Source organism: Paenibacillus sp. sgz302191 (assembly GCF_057749925.1).
In genome coordinates this window covers 550,644-569,835 of sequence record NZ_JBYLHY010000001.1, presented here as the reverse complement: position 1 = coordinate 569,835, position 19,192 = coordinate 550,644, and the positions used below count along the sequence as shown (strand labels likewise).

The following is a 19,192-nucleotide window of genomic DNA, read 5'->3' as shown; positions in this document are numbered from 1 at the left end:
GATGCATTATTTGATAAACGGTTAACTTACTTGTTCGAATGCCTCAGTCCCAATACGCCCTCCCGCCTCCCTGTTCGGAGATATAGCTTCCGGTAACTATCTGCTTTAGGACAAATCTCACTCGTTAAAAAAATGTCGAATTAGAATTTCCACAACTTCCCAGATAGTGCATTGTTCCTAGGCATTGTATCAAAGACTTCTCACAAGATTCTCACAAGAAATAAAGACTGGAGCTAACAAGGGGGACAAACTGCCGGCTGACATCCCATATTCCGCAGAGCGGTATGGTATATATCCGTCGTCCAGGCTCACCGCAACTCGTACTCCTATCCTTGTCCTTCATAGCTCTGCACCCTCCCAGCAGACTAAAAACCTACAATCAGTCTCGCGAGTTACGCCTCAGTTCGACATTATAACTTATCGTTTTTGAACCGAGTTTGAACAAAAGCAAAAAGGCCCTCGCCGTCCTGCAGACGGGAGAGCCGCTCGCGCTTCCATACTAAAACACAGCCAAGGGATTCAGAGCCAAAGCCCTTGTATCGATATCCGGCGGAACGCCCAATTCGCCGGCAAACAAGTCCTTCATCTTCTTTTCATACGCCGCAGCCGCCTCCTTGTTGCCCATCAGCAAGTGCAGCGCGATAATTTTGGCGTGAATCCGCTCCGTGAACGGCTGAAGATTCGCCCATTTTTGCAAATACGGCAAGGCTAGCTCGAACCGATGCCGCCGCGCCTCGCAGTCGGCAATGCGCTCCAGCAGCTCGACATACCTCAATTCGAGCTCGCTCCGCTTCTCCTCCGCCCAATCGTATCCGTTCTCCGTCAAATAACCGGCCTGGTACAGCTCCAGCGCCCTTTGCGCATCGGCAATATCATTACTTTCTTTGAACCGCCGGTACAAGCTCTCAAATTCGTCGCAATCCCAAACGTCCGGGGTCCACAATAACCGATAGCGCCCCCCTCCGGCGCGAGTCTGCTCAATCACCTCGAACAGCCCGAATGCTTCCAACTCTTTGCGAAGCTGATACGCCGTCGTATACAGGATGGACTGAGCCCGCTCGGCGTCCCGGTCCCCCCACAGAGCATCCATGATGTTCTCCATGGAAACCGGCTGCCCCCGGTAGTGAAGAAGAAACGCAAACAGTTCCTCGGTCTTTGCCCTGCGGAATTTCAACTTCCGACCCTGCCCGGTTTCCACGCAAAAGCGCCCGAAGCTTCGGACCAGCATGCCCTTCGGCTTCGCTCCCTGCAGCTCTGTTCCCCGCTTCTTGGCGAACCGATCCAGCGTTTTGCGCAGCCGGTCCGCCGTCATCGGCTTCATCACGTAGTCAAGCGCTTCCGTCTCGAAGGCGTCGACCGCATAATAGTCGTAGGCCGTCACAAAAACGATCGCGACATCCGGTCTGCGCTCCTGAATCAATTCGGCCAGTTCCAGGCCATGCATGCCGGGCATCTTCATATCGACGAAAACCATGTCCGCTTCAGCCGTAAGCAGACATTCCAACAGCTCCTCAGGGTCGTGAAAAAGACCGCAGATATTCACGTCGTCGAACGTCCGCAGCACGCTTTCGGCCATTTTCAAAGCCGGAAGCTCGTCATCGACCGCCATTACTTTGATCATGTATGTTTTCCCCCTTCGGAATGCGAATTGTTGCCGCCGTACCGCCGGCCGCCTTGCTTGCGATGTCAAAGCCGCGGCCGTACATCCGAAGCAGACGCTTGCGGATGTTTGTCAAGGCTACGCCGCTGCTCGCCGCCTCGCTGTCCGCCTGTCGCTTCGCGGAAAGAGAATCCTTGAGCCCTATACCGTCGTCCTCCACCGTTATGACCACATCGCGTTCGCTAGCGCGAACGGAGATGGCCACCGTACCGCCCTGCTTGCGGCCGGCCAGGCCGTGCTGCACCGCATTTTCTACCAGCGGTTGAATGACAAGCGGCGGCAGCAGGCAATCCGCATCGCCGTCAATATCGTACACGACGCGCAGCCGCTCCCCGTAACGGGCCTTCTCGATGGACAGGTAAGCTTCCACAAGCTCCAGTTCCTTGCGCAGCGGCACCAGCCGGTCCAGATTTCTGAAATCAAAGCTGCCGCGCAAATATTGGCTGAGCCTGGCCAGCAAATCCCGCGCGGCCTGCGGATCGTCCAGCGAGAATGCGGAGATCGTATTCAGCGCATTGTACAGAAAATGAGGCTTGATCTGCGCCTGCAGGAAAGCCATCTCGGCGCTGATCGATTCGCTGGCCGACATTTTCATCTTCAGCAGCGTCCGGATGCGCGCCTTCATTTCGCCGGCCTCGACAGGCTTGCCGAGAAAGTCGTTCACTCCCGCGTCGAACGCCGCCATCATTTCCTCCGGCCGGTTTCTGGCCGTGAGCAGCAGCACCGGGAGCTCAGACAGCGAGTATCCCTTGCGGATGCTCCGGCACACCTCATACCCGGACATGCCGGGCATCATCAGATCGACAACCGCCAGATCGATGCGCCGGTTCAGCTCAAGCTGGCGCAGCGCTTCCATCCCGCTGGATACGGCAATAACCGTATACTTCTCTACAGACAAGAGGTTGAGCAGCACCTGCCGGTTCGCGGCGTCATCGTCGACAACGAGAACAGTAAACGTTCCGCCGCCTTCCAGCCGGACTGTGTCCGCCGGGAATGATTGCAGGGAAGCGGCTTCCCGCAGCGCGTTCACCCTTTCTTTCCCCGTCTCGGCGGATTCCCAGGCCGCCCCGCCGGCAAGCGGCACCGTAAACGTCAGTACCGCGCCTTGCCCGGGTTCGGACTCCGCCCAAATCTTGCCGCCGTGCAATTCCACGAGCCGCTTGGCGATGCTGAGCCCAAGTCCTGTTCCTCCGTACTCTTTCGCAATCGCCCTCCCGGCCTGTTCGAACGATTCGAATATGGCCCCCAGCTTATCGCGCGGAATCCCGATGCCGGTATCGGAGACGGATATCGCCAGCCAGCCGTTCTCCTCCCGCGCCGAGACGGCAATCTCGCCAGCCGCCGTAAATTTCAGCGCATTGCCGATCAGATTGTTCAAAATTTGCGTCAGCCTGTCTTCATCGGCATAAACCAAGTGCCGGTCGCTCAAAAGATCAATAAACCGAACCGGCTTGACTCCGGCCAAATGGCGGAACATCTCCAGGATCACGCGCACGACCGGGCGCAAAGCAACGGCTTGGCGGTTCAAAACAAGCTCTCCGTTCTTCAATTTGGAAAAATCGAGCAAATCCCCGACCAGATTGGTCATCCTTTTGCCGGTATCCACAATCATCGCCAAGTTCTGCTCCTGCTGCGGCGTCATTCGGCCTGCCGCTCCCTCAATCAGCGATTGGGCAATGTTGATGATCCCGTGAAGCGGCGTTTTCATCTCATGGGACGTATTGGCCAGAAATTCGTCCTTCAAACGGTCCATGGAGCTCAGCCGTTCCGAAAGCTTTTGAACCGCAGCAAACGCATTTATAAACCTTTTGGATAATAACATCACTTGAGCCGCAACAAAGCACATCCATGCGGTCATTTGAACGGAAAAAGCCGCCGACATTCCCAAAAACTCCATTAAAGATACCGCTACCATGACCAGCAGCGACAATGCACCGATCAGCATATAAACCGAGCCTTCCATCCTCCGCACGGCGCCGGCGAACATCACGTATATGACATAGAGAATCGCCGCAAACGCCACTGCGAAGCTCACGATGCTTGACGGAGTAAAGACCGATGCCGGGGTTAACAGAACGAGGAGCATCAGCGCCGCGATCACCGCCCCGAACCCTTTCATCACGGCTTTCTTGAACAGATTGGGAAAAGAATGCATCGCATACAGCAGCAAAAACAATACCCCCGCCAAGCCGGAAAAGTCTTGTATTTTTGTAAACAGCTCGTAAGGAATTCCCGGCAAGAACAGCGTCGTGATTTTCTCGCCGTGCGTCGCTGTAAACACGCACATCAACACACAGCCCAGGCCAAAATAGAGCCAGGAACGGTCGCCTCTCCGCATCCAGAACAGCGCTATGAAATAGGCGCCCATTAGCAGAAAAGAGGACGCCGCGAACAAGTCCTTCGCCACTGCAAACTCCCGGGCATACAGGATATCCGCCTGATAGCCCAGAACAATAGAATGGGTGATTCCTCCCTGGAAGTATCGAAAGTTGGCGACCTGCACAATGATATCGGCGCTGCTGCCGTCAATCGAAAAAAAACCGACATAAGGCGCATTGACGGAAACCGTCTCTTGCAGATTCGTGCCCGGGACGCCCCGTGCACCGACCTCCCGGCCGTTCACGAACAATACATGGGCAGTTTTTATATTCGTCTGCCTGATTCCAAAGCTCCGTCCGGCTTCGGCCGGCAGTTTAACATGCATCCGGAATGTCGCGTAGCCATAGGGGGGCGGCTTCCGCCCTTGGAGCACAGTGTAGTTCTCCCATTTGTCCGGCACGTGAACGTAGCCTGTCAGCTCCGGCGCCCTGCCGTCCGGCTTAAAATCATCCGGCGTCAGGAGGCGGTCCCGGTAATACTCCCATTCGCCATCCAGGGGCACGATCCCGCTGACGGCAAAGTTCCACCCGGTTAAATCCATGATTCCGTTCTCCGCTTTGGGGACGCTTTCGGCAGCCGGCCGATTGTTCAAAAACCAGTTCAACGCAACAAGAATGAGTGCAGCACAAAAAATAATGTAGGCAACCGCCGTTTTTCTACGCATTGTTTTCCCCTTATATGAAAGGCAGTTTGATCGAATAGTATTTCGACAGTGTCGGGCAAAATCCTACATATTCGGTCTTATGCCATGAAGGTACTCAATGGGCGCGAATAATTTTACAGGTGTAATCCATAATACGGATGTATCGTTTCGGGGAGGTGATCGTCCATGAGCATGTTGAAAGATTCGGTTCTGTTTTTAGGAGGTTTTCTGAAAGTTGGCGTTGGGGTCAGCATATTGGTACTCTTTTTCATCGTCCGCTATGCCGTCAATCGAAGAAAGAAAAAATCAGGCTTCCTGAAATAAGCTTCAGCCTGAAGCGGTCTACTGCCTGCTTCAGGCTGCATAGGCGTGAATTCGCTAGCGGATTCGCGGAAACGTAATCCAGCCGAGCAGATTTAACCTCGACTTCTTTCCTTTTTCCCTAACTTGTCCTATAAACTCCCCAAGAAATTGCTCCCATTTCAAACCTATTTCTTTTTTCGCGTTATCGTTCTCAAGCACGCATCGTACGCTTTGGTTTAAAGCCGACTCCAGATGCGCCAAAGCTTCGCGCAAATGATTATCTATATTTTGCTCGGTCATCCATCCGTTCTCCTCACTTTTCGGCATCGTCATACTGGGCAATTTCCCGGTCAAGCTGCTTTTTCATTCTTTCGAACTGAGCTTCGGCAATAATATCCTCCACTTCCTGCCGCGCGTATTCAATAAGCGCTCTGCCGCGGTTCAGCAAACCGGCGCCGCCTTGCATGCCGGGTGCGGCAAGCGGGCGGAACGTCGCTTTGGCAATGGGCAGCAAAGCGGCTGCCGCTGCGGCAAGCGCAGCGCCGATAATGATTTTGTCCATATTCTTCTGAATCATTTGCGTTCCTCCTAATGGGGTTCATGAGTGAGACTGCGGCTGTTTAAGCCGCAGCATAAGCGTCCGCCGCCGGGAGAGCCGGGAGGGCCCGTTTTTTGGAAATCAGGGCCAGCACCGGTTTGGACAAGAGGGATACCGAACCGGCTACGCCAAGGATGGGAATCCAGTAGACCAGCGGCAGAGGAGCGGTATGGAAAAACCCTGCCAGCGGCGGAATGTACAACGCTCCTATCAGAGCCAGCCACGACACGCATATAGCGCCGACGAAGAAGCGGTCCTTCGTCCAATCGCGCATCGTTTCTTCCGAGCCTTCCTGCCGCCATGAGAATGTCTGGATCAGTTGGCCCGAAATCAGCGTCGCAAAGGCAACGCTTTGAGCTACCGCTACAGGCGCACCGACCGCAAGGCTTGCGGCAAATAAACCGAGCGTGCCCAATCCGAGCAGCGAGCCTCTCGTCACCAATTTCCGGTACAGCTCCTTATCGACGAATTCGACTTGTTGCTGCTTGTTCTTATGGCCCGGATTCACGGCCAGCACCATCGCGGGCAGAGCGTCGGTCAGCAAATTCATGAGCAGAATTTGAATAGGAACCAAAGGAATCGGCAGGCCGACCATCACGGCGGCGCTGGTGACGATAATCTCGGCCAGGTTGCCGGTCAGCAGACAGCCGAGCGCTTTGCGAATATTGCCGATGATCGTGCGGCCTTCTTTGACCCCTTCGACAATCGTGCCGAAATGATCTTCCGTCAGCACCATATCCGCGCTTTCCTTCGTAACTTCCGTCCCGGTTCGCCCCATTGCGATACCTACGTTGGCCTGTTTGATAGCAGGCGTATCGTTGACGCCGTCGCCGGTCATCGCGACGATATATCCGCGTTTTTGCAAAGCCGTTACGATGCGCAGCTTATGCTCAGGCGTGACACGGGCAAAAATGGACACTTGATCCGCCATCCCAAGCAGCTCTTCGTCCGACATGCGGTCAAGCTCATGGCCGGTGACGACGCTCTGCGCATCGCTGTAAATACCAAGCTGCTTCGCAATCGAAATCGCGGTGATCGGGTGGTCGCCGGTAATCATTACAGGCTTAAGCCCGAGCGCAAAAGCTTCCTGAATATTTCGCTCCACTTCTGGCTTGGGAGGGTCCATCATGCCGGCCATGCCGACATAAATGAGCTCCCGCTCGTCATCAATGGGCTCGTCGCCGTCGATCTCATCCAAAGGCCTGTATGCAAAAGCAAGCACGCGCAGCGCATCGGCCGAAAATTTTTCGTTTTGCTGCAAAATGTGCTGCTTCTGTTCTTCGGATAACGGCAGTACATCCCCGTCCCTCTGGTATCGGTTGCAATGGCGGAGAATCGTCTCGACGGCCCCTTTGGAGAAAAGATAGCATTCCCGCTCCGTCTGGGAATCTTTGCACACGACGCTCATTTTTGCGGTTTTGGAATCGAACGGGATTTCGTGCCCGCGGTGCCAGTGGGTCAAATCTTTGAGCCACAGCCCGTTTTTGGCTGCGAGCGTCAGAAGCGCGCCTTCGGTCGGGTCCCCTTTGGTCGTCCAGTGCCCGTCATGCTGCTCAAGCTTGCTGTTATTGCACAGCACGCCGATTTGCAGCAGCCGGTTCAAATCAGGGTGAGATACCGGGCTTCCGTAATGTTCCTGTCCCTTCTGTTCCGCGGCTGCGGCGGCAACCTCGGGAACAAACTCGTGCAGCACTCCCGTCGGTTCATAGCCGTTGCCCGTTACCGTCCAACCGCGATCCACGGTGGAAATCGCTTTTACCGTCATTTCATTTTTGGTTAACGTGCCTGTCTTGTCCGTGCAAATGACCGTCGTTCTTCCTAACGTTTCCAGAGAGGAAAGCTTGCGGACCAACGCGTTTTTCTTCGCCATACGGAAAATCCCCGCGCTTAGCGCGATCGTTATCGTCACGGGAAGTCCTTGTGGGATGGCTGATGCCGCAAGCGTGATCGAAGTTGTCATCATTTGCGAAATGGGAATGCCGCGCAAAATGCCGGCTGCGAAGACAAGTCCTCCCGCGATAAGGGCGCCTTTCACAAATTTTTTGCTGATCGACGTTACTTTTTCCTGCAGCGGGGTTACTTCTTTTTCCTGCTGTTTCAACAGGGACACCAAATGGCCCATTTCGCTATTCATCCCCGTCTGCACGACAACGCCTATCCCCTTGCCTCCGCACACGTCCGTTCCCATGAAAAGCATATTGCTCCGCTCGGATAAGGCGCATTCCTCAGGCAAAGCGGACTCGCTCTTTTCGACGGGAAGCGATTCCCCGGTCAAAGCCGCTTCGTTGACGCGCATGTTCCATGCGCTGATCAAGCGGATATCCGCCGGAACGCGGTCACCCGCCTCCAGGCAAACGATATCGCCGGGTACCAGCTCGGCGGCGTTCAGCTCCGTTTGCCGGCCGTCTCTGATTGCTTTGCAGGCCGGAGGCTGGAACTGGTTCAACGTTTCCACCACTTTTTCCGCTTTGCGTTCCTGAATCGTGCCGATTGCGGCATTGGCGAGCAAAATGGCCCCCATGGCGATCCCGTCAAAAAGGCCGCCGGTAAACAGAGCCAGCACACTTGTGCCAAGAAGAATCAGCGTCGTAAACTCCTTGAATTGGCCCAAGTAGGATACGAGCCATGGCGTAGGCTTTTTGCTGTCAAGCCGATTCGGGCCATACCGGTTTCTCATCGCCGCAACCTGATCCTGGGACAGTCCGTTGTGAAGGTTCGTCTGCAACTCCCCGATGGCCCGTTCGCTCGGGAGGTGATGCCAGGCCCAAGCTTCGGAAGCGGCGGCGGCCTCGTCCTTAAACGCCATTTGCGGCGGGGACGGCAGGGCTTCGCTCCTGATTTTCGTTCTGGACATAAATACGAGCGATAAAGCGTCCCCGATCAAATTGGCGGCCGGCGCGCTGATCATGCCCAGCGTAGCGAGAGCGGAGCCGAAAATGTTCCATTTTTTGGCGATTTGTGCGTGTTCGGTTACGGTTTGATCCGTTCTCACGGCGTACCAAGCGCTCTCCCGGACACGCTGCAGCTCATGGATGGAAATCGACGGCACCCCGGCTTCTTTATAAAACCGATTGAGCGGCGTTGGCTCCTGAGCAGCGACAAACAGCACTTCTTCCCCTTGCTGCTTGAGCCCGGCAATCCGCTCGATCACTTCGCCCCGCTCCAGGGATGACCAGCTCGTGTCCATCCGGTACCGGGAAATCTCGTCATCGCCGATGTGCAGGCTGTTGTTCAGCAGTCCAAGCCGCCATCCTTTATCGCTGAAAGATGCGGCAGCGGAGCCGTATTCGTTGACCGGCGATTGCCGGTGTCTGGCCATGAAGCCGAGACATTCGTTTTTGGCATTTCCCTGCTTCCCGACAAAAAGAACGTCAAAGCCTTTTCTTGCAAGCCTTTTTGCTTTAAGCTCATAGGCATCGCAGTCAATTCCGTTCGCTTGCATATATTTGGAGCCGCCAATGAAAATCCGGCTATCATTGACTTTGCCTTTTATTCCGTGTCTCTCTTCTTCCACATGGAAAGCGGTGCGGATCGTCCGGCAAGTTTGTTTCGCCTTGCTGCGCACATCTTCTTTCCACGGATGGCTGCTTTTTTCCATCAGCGAAGCGGCCAAACATACCGCTTTATCCGCATCCTGCTCCTTCTCCGCGATGCAGCTGATTTCTTCCAACTCAGGACGGTTAAACAAAAGCGACGAATCTTCGAATAAAATCGTTTTCGTTCTGGCCAGTTGGGATAACGACCCCTTTTCCGGAACTACGTATTCTCTTTCTCCCGAAACAAGCTCTGCCTGATTCCAGGCGTATTGCGCGGGTACGGTCATCGCCCGCGGATTCGCGGCCAGAAGCACGGCGATGGCGCGGAGCGGACTGCGGGTCACGGCCAAAGTCAAACCGGCTGCGACGAGCCCCAATTTGCCCGCCTTTTCGCTGTACGCTTGAATTTCCGGCGACATCACGGACTCTTGCTGCCCGTTCGATATGAAGCGGCTTCGCTTCCAGTTCACATATTGCAAAATGCTGAGTCCTGCCAGCACGACCAAATTTTCGCGCATGAGCGCGAGGGCGAGAGCGCTTGTGCCTAAAAGGAGATCCGAATTTATTTGTCTCTTTTCGGAATATACTTGAACTCCCCGTTTGAGAAAAGGGTAGCCGGTCACGACCGAGACGAGCGCCGATAAATAAAAAGGCGCCGGGCTTCCGGCCAGGGCGGAACGCCCGAACAAAGCCTGCTTGATGCCCAGCACGGCCAAACCGCCCATGGAAAGCGCCAAGGCGATGGGCACTTTTTCCGCGGGCTCGCCCGTACCGGGCCCTCGCGGCGCCGGAAGAGCCAGCGGCTCGCGGGCAGGCCCGGCCTCATGCGCAGCCGCGGCTTCCTGCTCCGCCTCTCCCGGCCCGGCGGCCGGGTCCAAAGCCTTCGCTTCGGCCTCCGGGTCCGGAGCGCCGATCCGCTCTTCGACTTCGCCGATCAGGTCGAACATGCGCTGCGCGGTTATCTGCTTTGCATCATACAGAAGCAGCATCCTGCCCGTAATCGTGCAAGGCTCCGCTTTATAAATGCCCACGCAAGCCGATAATTTGGCTGCGAGCAGCTCCGCGGTCCGTTTGCTGCCCTGCAGCCCGCGAATTTCAATGCGTATCCTCCCCGGCAGGATGTGAAGAAACCTGTTGTCATTTCGTAACGCTATCATCCATAACTCTCCTTCATCCATGCTAACCACAAAAAAAGTGATTTGGCTATTATTCGCAATGTTAGTTGAAATATGCATCGATTTTTCGTGACCAAATGTTCGAATGAAGTATAAATATTTCATATTTTGGAATTATTTTATGTACAACCTTTATATAAGGAGAGGATATTGTGGCCAAATCACCGCTTGGCATCATCTTTGCCGCGGCTGCCGTCGCGCTTGCCGTGTCCCCGGAAGCCCGGAAGGCCGCGCGCAAACTGGCCGTCAAAGGGGCAGGCGTGCTGCTCGAAATCAGGGATCAAATCAAAGACGGAGCCTCAGGGCTCCGGCCGGCCATGCATGAGGACGAAAACAATACGGAGCCTTCCACGCTCCCATAATTCGGATGAACTTGAATAGAACATTTGGCGGCTTGGCGACGATTTAAAAATCGTACAATGGGGAACTACTATCCCGTAGCAACAAAATAAAACACACAAGGAGTGATCCGTATGTTTCAAGGCGGTTCTTTATGGGGAGGGCTCATATCCGGAGGTATTTCCCAATTACAGGACACGATGAGCTTGACGAGAGGCCAATTGGGTAAAAAAGATTATATGGTTCATACGACGGGCAATGTGACGGGCGCATTCGGCGTTATGGCCGGCATCGAATACGGGGCTATCCTTGGAACTTCGCTGATGCCGGGAGTCGGCACAGTCCTTGGGTCGGTTGTCGGCGGACTGCTTGGCAACACCTTGGGCCATACGCTCGGAACGCAGGCCGGCAATGCGCTTGTCAACAGCAGTCTGGCCGCTAATATTACGAATAGAGTTTCCAATACGGTTTCCAATATCACCGAATCGGTAACGGATACCGTTGCGAATGCCGTACAGCCGGCAGCGCAGCCCGAATAACCCGGAAATTCAACAACACTCGCTAACTGTCAATTAGCGAGTTTTCCCTATCTTTAATAGCGAAAGGAAGAAGAGGCTATGTCTTATAACGATAACGAACATGTGCCCGGCCCCGTTACGTTTCGACCCAGCGCTACATGGCAATTGTTTCAAAAAGTCGGATTCCTGTTATTCAGAAAAAAGCGATGAGGCAGATGGAGGCGCGCCGTGGATTATATCAATCGTGAAATTAGCTGGCTGCAGTTTAACAGGCGTGTTCTTCAGGAAGCCCAGGACGAGCGCACTCCGCTGCTCGAGCGGACAAAGTTCATATCGATCGTTTCTACCAATCTGGATGAATTTGTAAGTGTTAGAGTCGCCGGCATTATGGATAAAATCAGAGCGGGCAACCAGGAGGCCGATTTCACCGGCTTTACGCCGCAGCAATTGCTGGAAAAAATCATCGTCATGATCGAGCAGCTGGTGGCCGAACAATATGCGGCCAATGAGCGGATTCTCCGGCTGCTGGAGGAGGAAGGTCTTGTTTTTACCGGTTATCGCGAGCTGGAGCCCGAACAAAAGAAGGAAATGGAAGCCTATTATTTTCAAAAAGTATTTCCCGTGCTGACTCCCTTGGCTATCGATAAAAGCCGGCCCTTTCCGCTGATTCGCACGAAAAGCGTATATGTGGCCGTCGTTCTGAAACCGACTTCCGATGCGCAGCACAAGGAAACTTACGTGGCCTTGGTCGAAATTCCGCCCAATCTGCCACGCTACATTGAAGTTCCTTCTCTGGAGGACCAGCATGTGCGGCAGTTTGTTTTACTCGAAGATTTGATCAAGCAGCACATTCATACATTGTTTACGACGTATTCACCGGTCACCTTCCATACATTCCGTTTGACCCGCAACGCCGATCTCGATCCGAACGAGGAAGAAGCCGAGGATCTGCTCGATGAAGTGGAAAAAGTATTGCGCGCCAGAAAATGGGGCACCCCGATTCGTTTGGAAATCGAAAGAGGGTTCGACCCGTTTGCATTGGAACTGCTAAAAAAAGAACTGGAAATCGACAGCCAGTTTCTGATTACGAACGACGGTCCGGTTGATTTGAGCTATTTCATGTCATTTTCCAATTCCATTCAAGGTTTCGAGCATCTCCAGTATTCGAGATTCGAACCCCTCTATCCGCGGGAATTTACGAAGACGGACAACTTTTTTTCAGTGCTGCAAAAAAGAGATGTTCTTTTGTTTCTTCCGTACGAGTCGTTTGACGCCGTCAATGATTTTATCGGGCAGTCCGCCGCCGATCCTTCCGTCATGGCGATTAAAATGACCTTATACCGCGTCAACGGCAATTCACGCATTATCCGGTCTTTGAGCCGCGCCGCCGAGGCGGGCAAGCAGGTGACTGTAGTCGTCGAGCTGAAAGCCCGGTTTGACGAAGCCCGGAACATCGAATGGGCCAAAGAACTGGAAAAAGCCGGGTGCCACGTCGTATACGGCCTGCCCGGGCTGAAAATTCATGCCAAAATGATTTTGGTCGTGCGCAAGGAAGCGGATTCCCTCAGGCGTTACGTCCACGTCGCCACCGGGAATTACAACGAAGTGTCGGCGCACATATTTACGGATGTCGGACTGTTCTCATCCGATCTGGAAATCGGCGAAGACGTATCCAATTTGTTCAACAAAATTACGGGGTTTTCCGCCCCGAACCAGTGGCATTTTCTCAGCGTAGCCCCGACGCATTTGAAGCAGCGCTTGCTGGACTGCATTCAGCGCGAAGCGGAGCACGCCGCCGAAGGCAAGCCTGCAAGAATAATCGCCAAAATGAACGCGCTGTCGAATAAACAGCTCGTCGACGAACTGTATGCCGCTTCCCAGGCGGGCGTCCGGATCGATCTGATCGTCCGCGGCATCTGCTGCTTGCGTCCGGGCATCCCCGGCCTAAGCGACAATATTACCGTCCGCAGCATTGTCGACCGGTTCCTGGAGCATTCGCGGATTTTTTATTTTGAAAATGCCGGCTCCCCGCAAATATGGCTGTCCAGTGCGGACTGGATGACCAGAAACATGGATAAACGCATCGAACTCATGTGTCCCCTTCTGAACGAAGACCATAAGTCCGCCGTTATTCAATATTTGTCGCTGCTGCTGAACGATAATGTGAAAGCCAGGCTGCTGCTGCCAGACGGCCGGTACGCGATGGCGCATGATGAACAGCCTCCCTGCCGCAGCCAGTTTGAGGCCAGAGATCTAGTAGTCCGGAAAAACAACTCCGTTCATATTCCGAACGACTACATAACCTCATTGGCTGCTTCCGCCTACAAAAGCGAGTCGGACCTCGTTCACTGACTATGTTCTTCCCCCGCATCGGATTGCCGAATCAGATTGTTCAATTTGTCAAAAAGATGCGGAGCCATATCCAAAATTTTGTCGTACACGGTGGGAGAGTTGTCCAGATAAACCGTTTGGACGCCCATTTTGCCTACGATCAAAAAAGCCAGCGGCGTTACGGACACGCCTCCGCCCGTACCGCCGCCAAATGGCGGCATGACTCCGGCGGATTCCGGGCTGCGCCTGCCCAAATCGCTTCCCCCCGCGGCAAACCCGTAGCTTACTTTGCATACCGGTATAATAAAGGTGCCGTCGGGCGCTGCAACCGGCTCTCCGATGGTCGTATTCACATTGACCATTTCTTTCAAATGATCCATTGCCGTTGTGACAAAAGATTGCAAGGGGTGCTCTGTCATTCAATCACCTTTCGCTGCTATGTCCTTAGATGTCATTGTGGTCATGATTGAAAAAGAATAAACGGCGCCGGATTCGGACATGATCCCAAGTTTTTTTGAAAAAGCGGGACATCTATCTATACTGCGCATAGACAAACGACATATAGTGTGGTGTGAAGGGAGGGATTGGCATGGGTGGCGCATATGGAGCATTTCATCATACCAGCACGGCTGTAATCCTTGTATTATATATTCTGCTTGTCATCGTCCTCAGCACTTTCGGTTTTGGACTGTAAAATAGAAGCGGCCGGTACGAAGTAAGCTGTACCAGCCGCTTTTTTACATAAAATCATTAAATGACGAAATAATAGCCGTTGAAAAACCCGATCGTAATGATGACATGCAAAATCAGAAACAGCATCACGTACAGCAGCCTGGCGTTTTCGCGGTTGTTCGTCAAGCTTACGATATAGATGTAAAAAGGAATGCTGACCATGATGTAGCGGACTACGCTGACCAGGAACAACGGCTGGCTGGAAAACGGAATGACGATCAGCAGCAGGCCGTAGCCAAAAAACAGCAGTTCCTTCCAATCGCGGACCATCTTCTTGAGATGAACGAGGAAATAGATGATAAATACGACAAATACAGCCGTCGATATCGTAAAAGCGATCAGTCCGTTATCCCATCCGTCCGGAGTGGAGAAATACGGGTTTTTCAAAAAACCGAAATAATTCTTAAACGGCGTCGTCGTATAGCGGAACCAGTGCAGGCTTTGCTCGTGAAAAGGCGCCAGCCAATCGCCGGTAACCAGCTTCATATGAAGCAGGTACAATCCCATCGGAACGAGCGACAACAAGCTGTACGCGGCCCATCTGACGTACCGCCACGTCCATTTGAAGCCTTCGTCCAGGCAGACGGTGCCTATGACAAAAGCGAGGTTGATAAAGCCCGGCACCCTTGTCACCGTTGACAAGCTTGCCGCCAAAAACGCCAGCGCATACTGCCTGCTGCCCGCATGATAGATCGCTGCCGCCGACAGCATCAGGAACAAGCTCTCCGTATAAGGAATCGAGTAATACAGCGACGAAGGGTAAACCAATATAAGTAAAAGCACGGTTCCCGCCTGGCGCTCGCTTAACCCGCGCTGCAGGGCGATCAAGTACACATATATAAGAGCTGCAAGCAAAAACAGGTTGGACAGCACCATGCCGACAATCGACGGATCGAGCCAAATGATTTTGCCGAACAAATAAATCAATAGCGGATACAACGGGAAAAACACCCAATTGGCCGCCGTATGCGGCTCGTCCATCCGAACCTGGTCATAGCCTTCGGTGGCGATTTTTAAATAAGAATATGTATCGAACTTGATAAAATCTTCAAGCTGCAGCTTTCGCGTGCTTTCCAGCTCTTCGGGCAACTGCATTTTCCATTCGGAAAAGCTTCCGGGAGGGGTTTGCACATATGTGGGTACAGCCGCATAATCGTTGAACAAATTCAAACCTACGTACCCCGTAAACAGCATCAGCGCGCGGCTAATAAGCACAAGCAGCACCACGGACAGAACAAGCTTGAGCGTCAGCGGCTTCTTGAACAATTCCGCATTCATTTCTACACTTCCCTCCAGGGCGGGTCGGTTTCTTCTTCTAATTGACCACTTTAAATTTACATGAAGAATACATTAATAACAATTTAAGGATTTGTAAAGAGGGGAATGTTATGGAAACATTTTCCCGGTTTAATTCGTCTACATTCATGGACGAAACAAACGGGCAAAATGTTTAAATTTCGTTAAATATTAAATTTGTGTGAGGATTACGTTATAATGAGGCATAAAACGTATGCAACCAACTTTCCTTGCAGGATGGAGACGAATAACTGTGGCTAACCCTGTTTTGGCAATTGTAGTTCCTTGCTACAACGAAGAGGCTGTGCTGCCGGAAACGGTATTCCAGCTTAGCGGCGTTCTGGATTCTTTGATCCAGGATGGCCTTATATCAAGCTCCAGCACGATGCTTCTTGTCGATGACGGCAGCAAAGACACAACATGGGGGCTGATCGAGCGGTTCCATGAGGCCAATCCGTTCGTTACCGGACTGAAGCTGGCCCGAAACGCCGGGCACCAAAACGCGCTGCTGGCCGGGCTGATGAAAGCGAAAGCTTACGCGGACTGCGTCGTTTCCATCGATGCCGACTTGCAGGACGACGTGGAGGCCATTCGCGAGTTTGTCGTCAAATACCGCGAAGGGTACGACATCGTGTACGGAGTCAGGCAAAGCCGCACGACCGATACCTGGTTCAAGAGAGCTACCGCGCAGGGCTTCTATAAGCTGATGACCCGCATGGGCGTGAACATTCATTACAACCATGCCGATTTCCGTCTTATGAGCAAACGCACGCTCGATGAAATGGAAAAGTTTCGCGAAGTGAACCTCTTTCTGCGCGGGATCGTGCCGCTGCTCGGCTTTCCGTCTACTAAAGTATATTACGACCGCAAGGAGCGCTTCGCCGGGGAGTCCAAATATCCACTGAAAAAAATGCTCGCGTTTGCGTTTGACGGCATCACCTCGTTCAGCGTCACGCCGATCCGATTTGTCACCTTGATGGGTTTCGTCCTGTTTGCGCTCAGCGTCGTCGCCGCGCTTTACGCGATTATAGGCAAATTGCTGGGGGCCAACGTTACAGGCTGGACTTCGCTGGTTTTGTCCGTATGGTTCATCGGCGGCGTGCAATTGCTGGCGTTAGGTTTAATCGGAGAATACATTGGGAAAATTTATAAAGAGGTGAAGCACCGCCCTCTTTATGTGATCGAAAAAGAGGTGACGGCACATACGCGGGAGCTTGCCGCAGCCCCATCCGTTAGCGCCAAGATCGGCGGGCAAATGACATGAACCGTATGCGTACATGGCTTACGGGCAGCTTTGCCCGGTTTTTGCTCGTCGGCTTGCTGAATACGCTGATCGGGCTCGGGACCAGCTTCGCGCTGTACAACTTGCTGCACCAAAATTACTGGGTTGCGACCTTTACCGGCAACACTGTCGGGGCCGTCGTCAGCTACGTCCTGAATCGCACGTTTACGTTTCGTTCGAACGCAAGCGTGAAGAGCAGCTGGTGGAAATTCGCCGTAGTCATAGCGGTCTGCTACGGGCTTTCTTACGGAGCCAGCTGGCTGCTGGCGGAAGCCGCTTCCAGGCTTCTTCCTTTCTTGAGCGCGGGACTGCTGCATAACGCGGCGATTTTGGCGGGGAACGGCCTCTACACGATCGCAAATTATGCGGGGCATAAATATTTTACGTTCCGGACGGCCGGATCAAGGAGCTTGCCTACGAGGAGCTAGGAATGAGCAGGTTCGACAAATGGAATTCGTTCGCATTGCTCGCAGCAAGCGGGATACTCAGCTTTCTGCTGTTTGTGAAGCCGATTCTCGGCGTTGCCGACAATGGCGATTTTCTCCGCATCATGGGTTCCGCAGGGCTTTCTTACCTGAGTGCTGCGGAACCGCCACAGGATCATTACTTTGCTTTTATGCATAAGCAATATGCCATGGATGCGCCCTTCGCGGGCGGGTACGTCTCGTCGCAAATCATCCTGGTGTTCGCCGCATCATGGATCGCGAAGCTGCTGTATGATTGGCACGTTTTCGACATCCGCTTTCTCGGCGCCCTCTACAGCTTGCTGCTGCTAACCGCATTCGCTCTGCTGCTGAGGCTGCGGATGCTTGCCTCCCCTGTGACGAAATGCGTGTTCACCGTTTTGTTTTTGCTTGTCTTTTTCGATGTCGGGTATACGGCTTACTTCAACTCCTTCTTCGGGGAGCCGATGGCGCTCGTGTTTTTGCTGCTGACGATTGCCGCCGCTTTGCATATGGCCGAACGCCAACAACCGCGAACCGCATGGTTCGTATTTTTTATCGTTTCTGCGATCTTCCTTGCCGCCTCCAAAATCCAAAACTCGCCGACGGGAGTCATCCTGGCGCTGCTGGCGCTCCGGCTGCTGCCCTTATTGGGCGCGGCAGGCCGTAAAAAGACCGGCTTCGCGCTGACTGCCCTGCTGCTTCTCGTGTCGTGTGCGATTTATGCGACGGCACCCCGCGAGCTTCGAACGGTTAACCAATACCAATCGGTGTTTTACGGTATTTTGAAAGACTCGCCGTCGCCGGAGCGGGATTTGGACGAGCTGGGCCTCGATCCCGCGCTCGCGCGCCTTGCGGGCACGCATTATTTTATGCCGGACACGCCTATTCCCCAGCAGAGCGACACGCTGAAACAATCGTTTTATCCCCGCATCAGTCACGGGAAGATCGCGATGTTTTATTTGCGGAACCCGGGCAGATACTGGGACAAATTGGAAGTAACCGCTAGCAAAGCCATGACCATTCACATCGGCTATCTGGGCAATTACGAGAAAAGCGCCGGACTTCGCCCGGGAAGCGTCTCGACCGCCTTCGATACGTGGAGCGTGATCAAAGAGCGGGCGCTGCCGCATTCGATCTGGTTTTTGGGCGGATTTGCCGCGGTTTATTATGCGGTTATCTTCGCCCTGTATGCGAGGGAGCCTGCGCGCGGGGCGAAAGCGGCGTACGAAGTGTTCATGGCCGTAGGCTTGATCGGAGCGGTCGCCTTTCTCGTGCCGGTTATCGGCGACGGCGAAGCCGACATGGAGAAGCACCTCTTCCTGTTCAACGTCTGCTTCGACGTCATGTGGACGGCCTCGCTCGTATGGCTTGCACAGCGGGCTGTTAATTTCGTCAAAGCCAGGGCATCCTAGAGTCTGTCCGATGAACCGCGTAGAAGGTATATGTATGCAAAATGACGGTATTCATGCAGCGTGAGCGGCATATATGCAGTCATTATTCAGTGGGTATGCACAAACGCAACTCCGTCGGACTGACTCCTAGCCGTGAGGTGATGAAATGATGGCTCGCAGAAGAAGCAACCGGGCTGCCGTGCCCGGATCGGAGCATGCCCTAAGCCAGCTCAAAGCGCAAGTGATGAAAGCCCAGGGCTACAACGTCAACCCGGATCGGCCCGATCTGGTCAAATACGAAGTAGCCCGCTCGCTTGGCGTGCCGCTGCAGCCCGGCTACAACGGGCAGCTTCGCTCCGAGGACGCCGGCAAGGTCGGCGGCCCGATCGGGGGCGCCATGGTGCGCGAACTCGTGCGCATGGCGCAGCAGCAGCTCGCGCAGCAGCGCCCGCCGCAAAGATAAGAGGCGGAGGCAGACGGGAGTCTGCAAAAGTAACTAAGCCTGTCAGACTCCTTAAGTGCCATAATCCGCCGCGGGCTCACATAAGCTAGAAGCAAGCAGT

16 protein-coding genes are annotated in these 19,192 nt (G+C 53.8%); 9 read left to right on the top strand and 7 right to left on the bottom strand.

What is annotated here, in order from left to right:
* Positions 1–499: 499 nt before the first annotated feature.
* Together AC3G2T_RS02490 and AC3G2T_RS02485 are read right to left on the bottom strand one after the other, a co-directional pair.
* A complete protein-coding gene (locus AC3G2T_RS02490) occupies positions 500–1,621 on the bottom strand; it encodes a response regulator (RefSeq protein ID WP_474684087.1) in 1,122 nt (373 codons plus the stop codon).
* On the bottom strand, positions 1,596–4,703 hold the full coding sequence (locus AC3G2T_RS02485; protein ID WP_488434396.1) for a hybrid sensor histidine kinase/response regulator: 3,108 nt from the start codon (positions 4,701–4,703) through the stop codon (positions 1,596–1,598). Before AC3G2T_RS02485 ends, AC3G2T_RS02490 begins: the two co-directional genes overlap by 26 nt.
* Positions 4,704–4,868: 165 nt before the next feature.
* On the opposite strand from AC3G2T_RS02485, the gene AC3G2T_RS02480 reads away from it, so the two are divergent.
* The gene (locus tag AC3G2T_RS02480) at positions 4,869–5,006 is read left to right on the top strand and encodes a hypothetical protein (protein WP_474684085.1); all 138 of its coding nucleotides are present in this window, start codon (positions 4,869–4,871) and stop codon (positions 5,004–5,006) included.
* Between the two features lie 54 nt (positions 5,007–5,060).
* Here the strand turns inward: AC3G2T_RS02480 and AC3G2T_RS02475 are convergent, their stop codons facing one another.
* The 3 genes from AC3G2T_RS02475 to AC3G2T_RS02465 are packed head-to-tail and all read right to left on the bottom strand — an operon-like array spanning position 5,061 to position 10,276.
* On the bottom strand, positions 5,061–5,285 hold the full coding sequence (locus AC3G2T_RS02475) for a hypothetical protein (protein ID WP_474684084.1): 225 nt from the start codon (positions 5,283–5,285) through the stop codon (positions 5,061–5,063).
* A 13-nt stretch (positions 5,286–5,298) separates the two neighbouring features.
* The gene (locus AC3G2T_RS02470) at positions 5,299–5,562 is read right to left on the bottom strand and encodes a DUF5132 domain-containing protein (protein WP_474684083.1); all 264 of its coding nucleotides are present in this window, start codon (positions 5,560–5,562) and stop codon (positions 5,299–5,301) included.
* Between the two features lie 43 nt (positions 5,563–5,605).
* The gene (locus AC3G2T_RS02465; protein WP_488434395.1) at positions 5,606–10,276 is read right to left on the bottom strand and encodes a cation-translocating P-type ATPase; all 4,671 of its coding nucleotides are present in this window, start codon (positions 10,274–10,276) and stop codon (positions 5,606–5,608) included.
* Positions 10,277–10,446: 170 nt separating this feature from the next.
* Between AC3G2T_RS02465 and AC3G2T_RS02460 the strand changes: the two genes are divergently transcribed.
* The 3 genes from AC3G2T_RS02460 to ppk1 all read left to right on the top strand — a co-directional run bounded on the left by AC3G2T_RS02460 (position 10,447) and on the right by ppk1 (position 13,503).
* Positions 10,447–10,656 carry a hypothetical protein gene (locus AC3G2T_RS02460; RefSeq protein WP_474684081.1) on the top strand — a complete coding sequence of 70 codons (210 nt, stop codon included), beginning with the start codon at positions 10,447–10,449 and terminating at the stop codon, positions 10,654–10,656.
* Between the two features lie 111 nt (positions 10,657–10,767).
* Complete coding sequence (locus tag AC3G2T_RS02455; protein WP_474684080.1) at positions 10,768–11,172, top strand: hypothetical protein; 405 nt, start codon at positions 10,768–10,770, stop codon at positions 11,170–11,172.
* 207 nt (positions 11,173–11,379) lie between these two features.
* Positions 11,380–13,503: a polyphosphate kinase 1 gene (gene ppk1 / locus AC3G2T_RS02450; RefSeq protein WP_488434394.1), complete on the top strand. Its 2,124-nt coding sequence runs from the start codon at positions 11,380–11,382 to the stop codon at positions 13,501–13,503.
* On the opposite strand, the gene ytfJ is transcribed toward ppk1, so the two are convergent.
* Entirely contained in the window at positions 13,497–13,901 is a 405-nt protein-coding gene (ytfJ, locus tag AC3G2T_RS02445) for a GerW family sporulation protein (RefSeq protein WP_474684078.1), read from the bottom strand. The two genes, ppk1 and ytfJ, sit on opposite strands and share 7 nt — an antisense overlap.
* A gap of 170 nt (positions 13,902–14,071) precedes the next feature.
* On the opposite strand from ytfJ, the gene AC3G2T_RS02440 reads away from it, so the two are divergent.
* Positions 14,072–14,176: a YjcZ family sporulation protein gene (locus AC3G2T_RS02440; protein ID WP_474684077.1), complete on the top strand. Its 105-nt coding sequence runs from the start codon at positions 14,072–14,074 to the stop codon at positions 14,174–14,176.
* Between the two features lie 56 nt (positions 14,177–14,232).
* Here the strand turns inward: AC3G2T_RS02440 and AC3G2T_RS02435 are convergent, their stop codons facing one another.
* Positions 14,233–15,492 carry a mannosyltransferase family protein gene (locus tag AC3G2T_RS02435; RefSeq protein ID WP_488434393.1) on the bottom strand — a complete coding sequence of 420 codons (1,260 nt, stop codon included), beginning with the start codon at positions 15,490–15,492 and terminating at the stop codon, positions 14,233–14,235.
* Between the two features lie 232 nt (positions 15,493–15,724).
* On the opposite strand from AC3G2T_RS02435, the gene AC3G2T_RS02430 reads away from it, so the two are divergent.
* From AC3G2T_RS02430 to AC3G2T_RS02415, 4 genes are all read left to right on the top strand, one after another.
* Positions 15,725–16,774, top strand: a complete 1,050-nt coding sequence (locus AC3G2T_RS02430; RefSeq protein WP_488434392.1) for a glycosyltransferase family 2 protein — start codon at positions 15,725–15,727, stop codon at positions 16,772–16,774.
* The gene (locus tag AC3G2T_RS02425; protein WP_488434391.1) at positions 16,771–17,220 is read left to right on the top strand and encodes a GtrA family protein; all 450 of its coding nucleotides are present in this window, start codon (positions 16,771–16,773) and stop codon (positions 17,218–17,220) included. Before AC3G2T_RS02430 ends, AC3G2T_RS02425 begins: the two co-directional genes overlap by 4 nt.
* Before the next feature lie 2 nt (positions 17,221–17,222).
* Complete coding sequence (gene wsfD, locus AC3G2T_RS02420; RefSeq protein WP_474684073.1) at positions 17,223–18,650, top strand: glycan biosynthesis hexose transferase WsfD; 1,428 nt, start codon at positions 17,223–17,225, stop codon at positions 18,648–18,650.
* 148 nt (positions 18,651–18,798) lie between these two features.
* Positions 18,799–19,092: an alpha/beta-type small acid-soluble spore protein gene (locus tag AC3G2T_RS02415; protein WP_474684119.1), complete on the top strand. Its 294-nt coding sequence runs from the start codon at positions 18,799–18,801 to the stop codon at positions 19,090–19,092.
* Positions 19,093–19,192 lie beyond the last annotated feature (100 nt).

Excerpts from the sequence above, each read along its gene's own strand:
- AC3G2T_RS02490 (WP_474684087.1), bottom strand. The coding sequence starts at position 1,621 with ATGATCAAAGTAATGGCGGTCGATGACGAGCTTCCGGCTTTGAAAATG.
- AC3G2T_RS02485 (WP_488434396.1), bottom strand. The coding sequence starts at position 4,703 with ATGCGTAGAAAAACGGCGGTTGCCTACATTATTTTTTGTGCTGCACTC.
- AC3G2T_RS02480 (WP_474684085.1), top strand. The coding sequence starts at position 4,869 with ATGAGCATGTTGAAAGATTCGGTTCTGTTTTTAGGAGGTTTTCTGAAA.
- AC3G2T_RS02475 (WP_474684084.1), bottom strand. The coding sequence starts at position 5,285 with ATGACCGAGCAAAATATAGATAATCATTTGCGCGAAGCTTTGGCGCAT.
- AC3G2T_RS02470 (WP_474684083.1), bottom strand. The coding sequence starts at position 5,562 with ATGATTCAGAAGAATATGGACAAAATCATTATCGGCGCTGCGCTTGCC.
- AC3G2T_RS02465 (WP_488434395.1), bottom strand. The coding sequence starts at position 10,276 with ATGATAGCGTTACGAAATGACAACAGGTTTCTTCACATCCTGCCGGGG.
- AC3G2T_RS02455 (WP_474684080.1), top strand. The coding sequence starts at position 10,768 with ATGTTTCAAGGCGGTTCTTTATGGGGAGGGCTCATATCCGGAGGTATT.
- ytfJ (WP_474684078.1), bottom strand. The coding sequence starts at position 13,901 with ATGACAGAGCACCCCTTGCAATCTTTTGTCACAACGGCAATGGATCAT.
- AC3G2T_RS02440 (WP_474684077.1), top strand. The coding sequence starts at position 14,072 with ATGGGTGGCGCATATGGAGCATTTCATCATACCAGCACGGCTGTAATC.
- AC3G2T_RS02435 (WP_488434393.1), bottom strand. The coding sequence starts at position 15,492 with ATGAATGCGGAATTGTTCAAGAAGCCGCTGACGCTCAAGCTTGTTCTG.
- AC3G2T_RS02430 (WP_488434392.1), top strand. The coding sequence starts at position 15,725 with ATGCAACCAACTTTCCTTGCAGGATGGAGACGAATAACTGTGGCTAAC.
- AC3G2T_RS02425 (WP_488434391.1), top strand. The coding sequence starts at position 16,771 with ATGAACCGTATGCGTACATGGCTTACGGGCAGCTTTGCCCGGTTTTTG.
- wsfD (WP_474684073.1), top strand. The coding sequence starts at position 17,223 with ATGAGCAGGTTCGACAAATGGAATTCGTTCGCATTGCTCGCAGCAAGC.
- AC3G2T_RS02415 (WP_474684119.1), top strand. The coding sequence starts at position 18,799 with ATGGCTCGCAGAAGAAGCAACCGGGCTGCCGTGCCCGGATCGGAGCAT.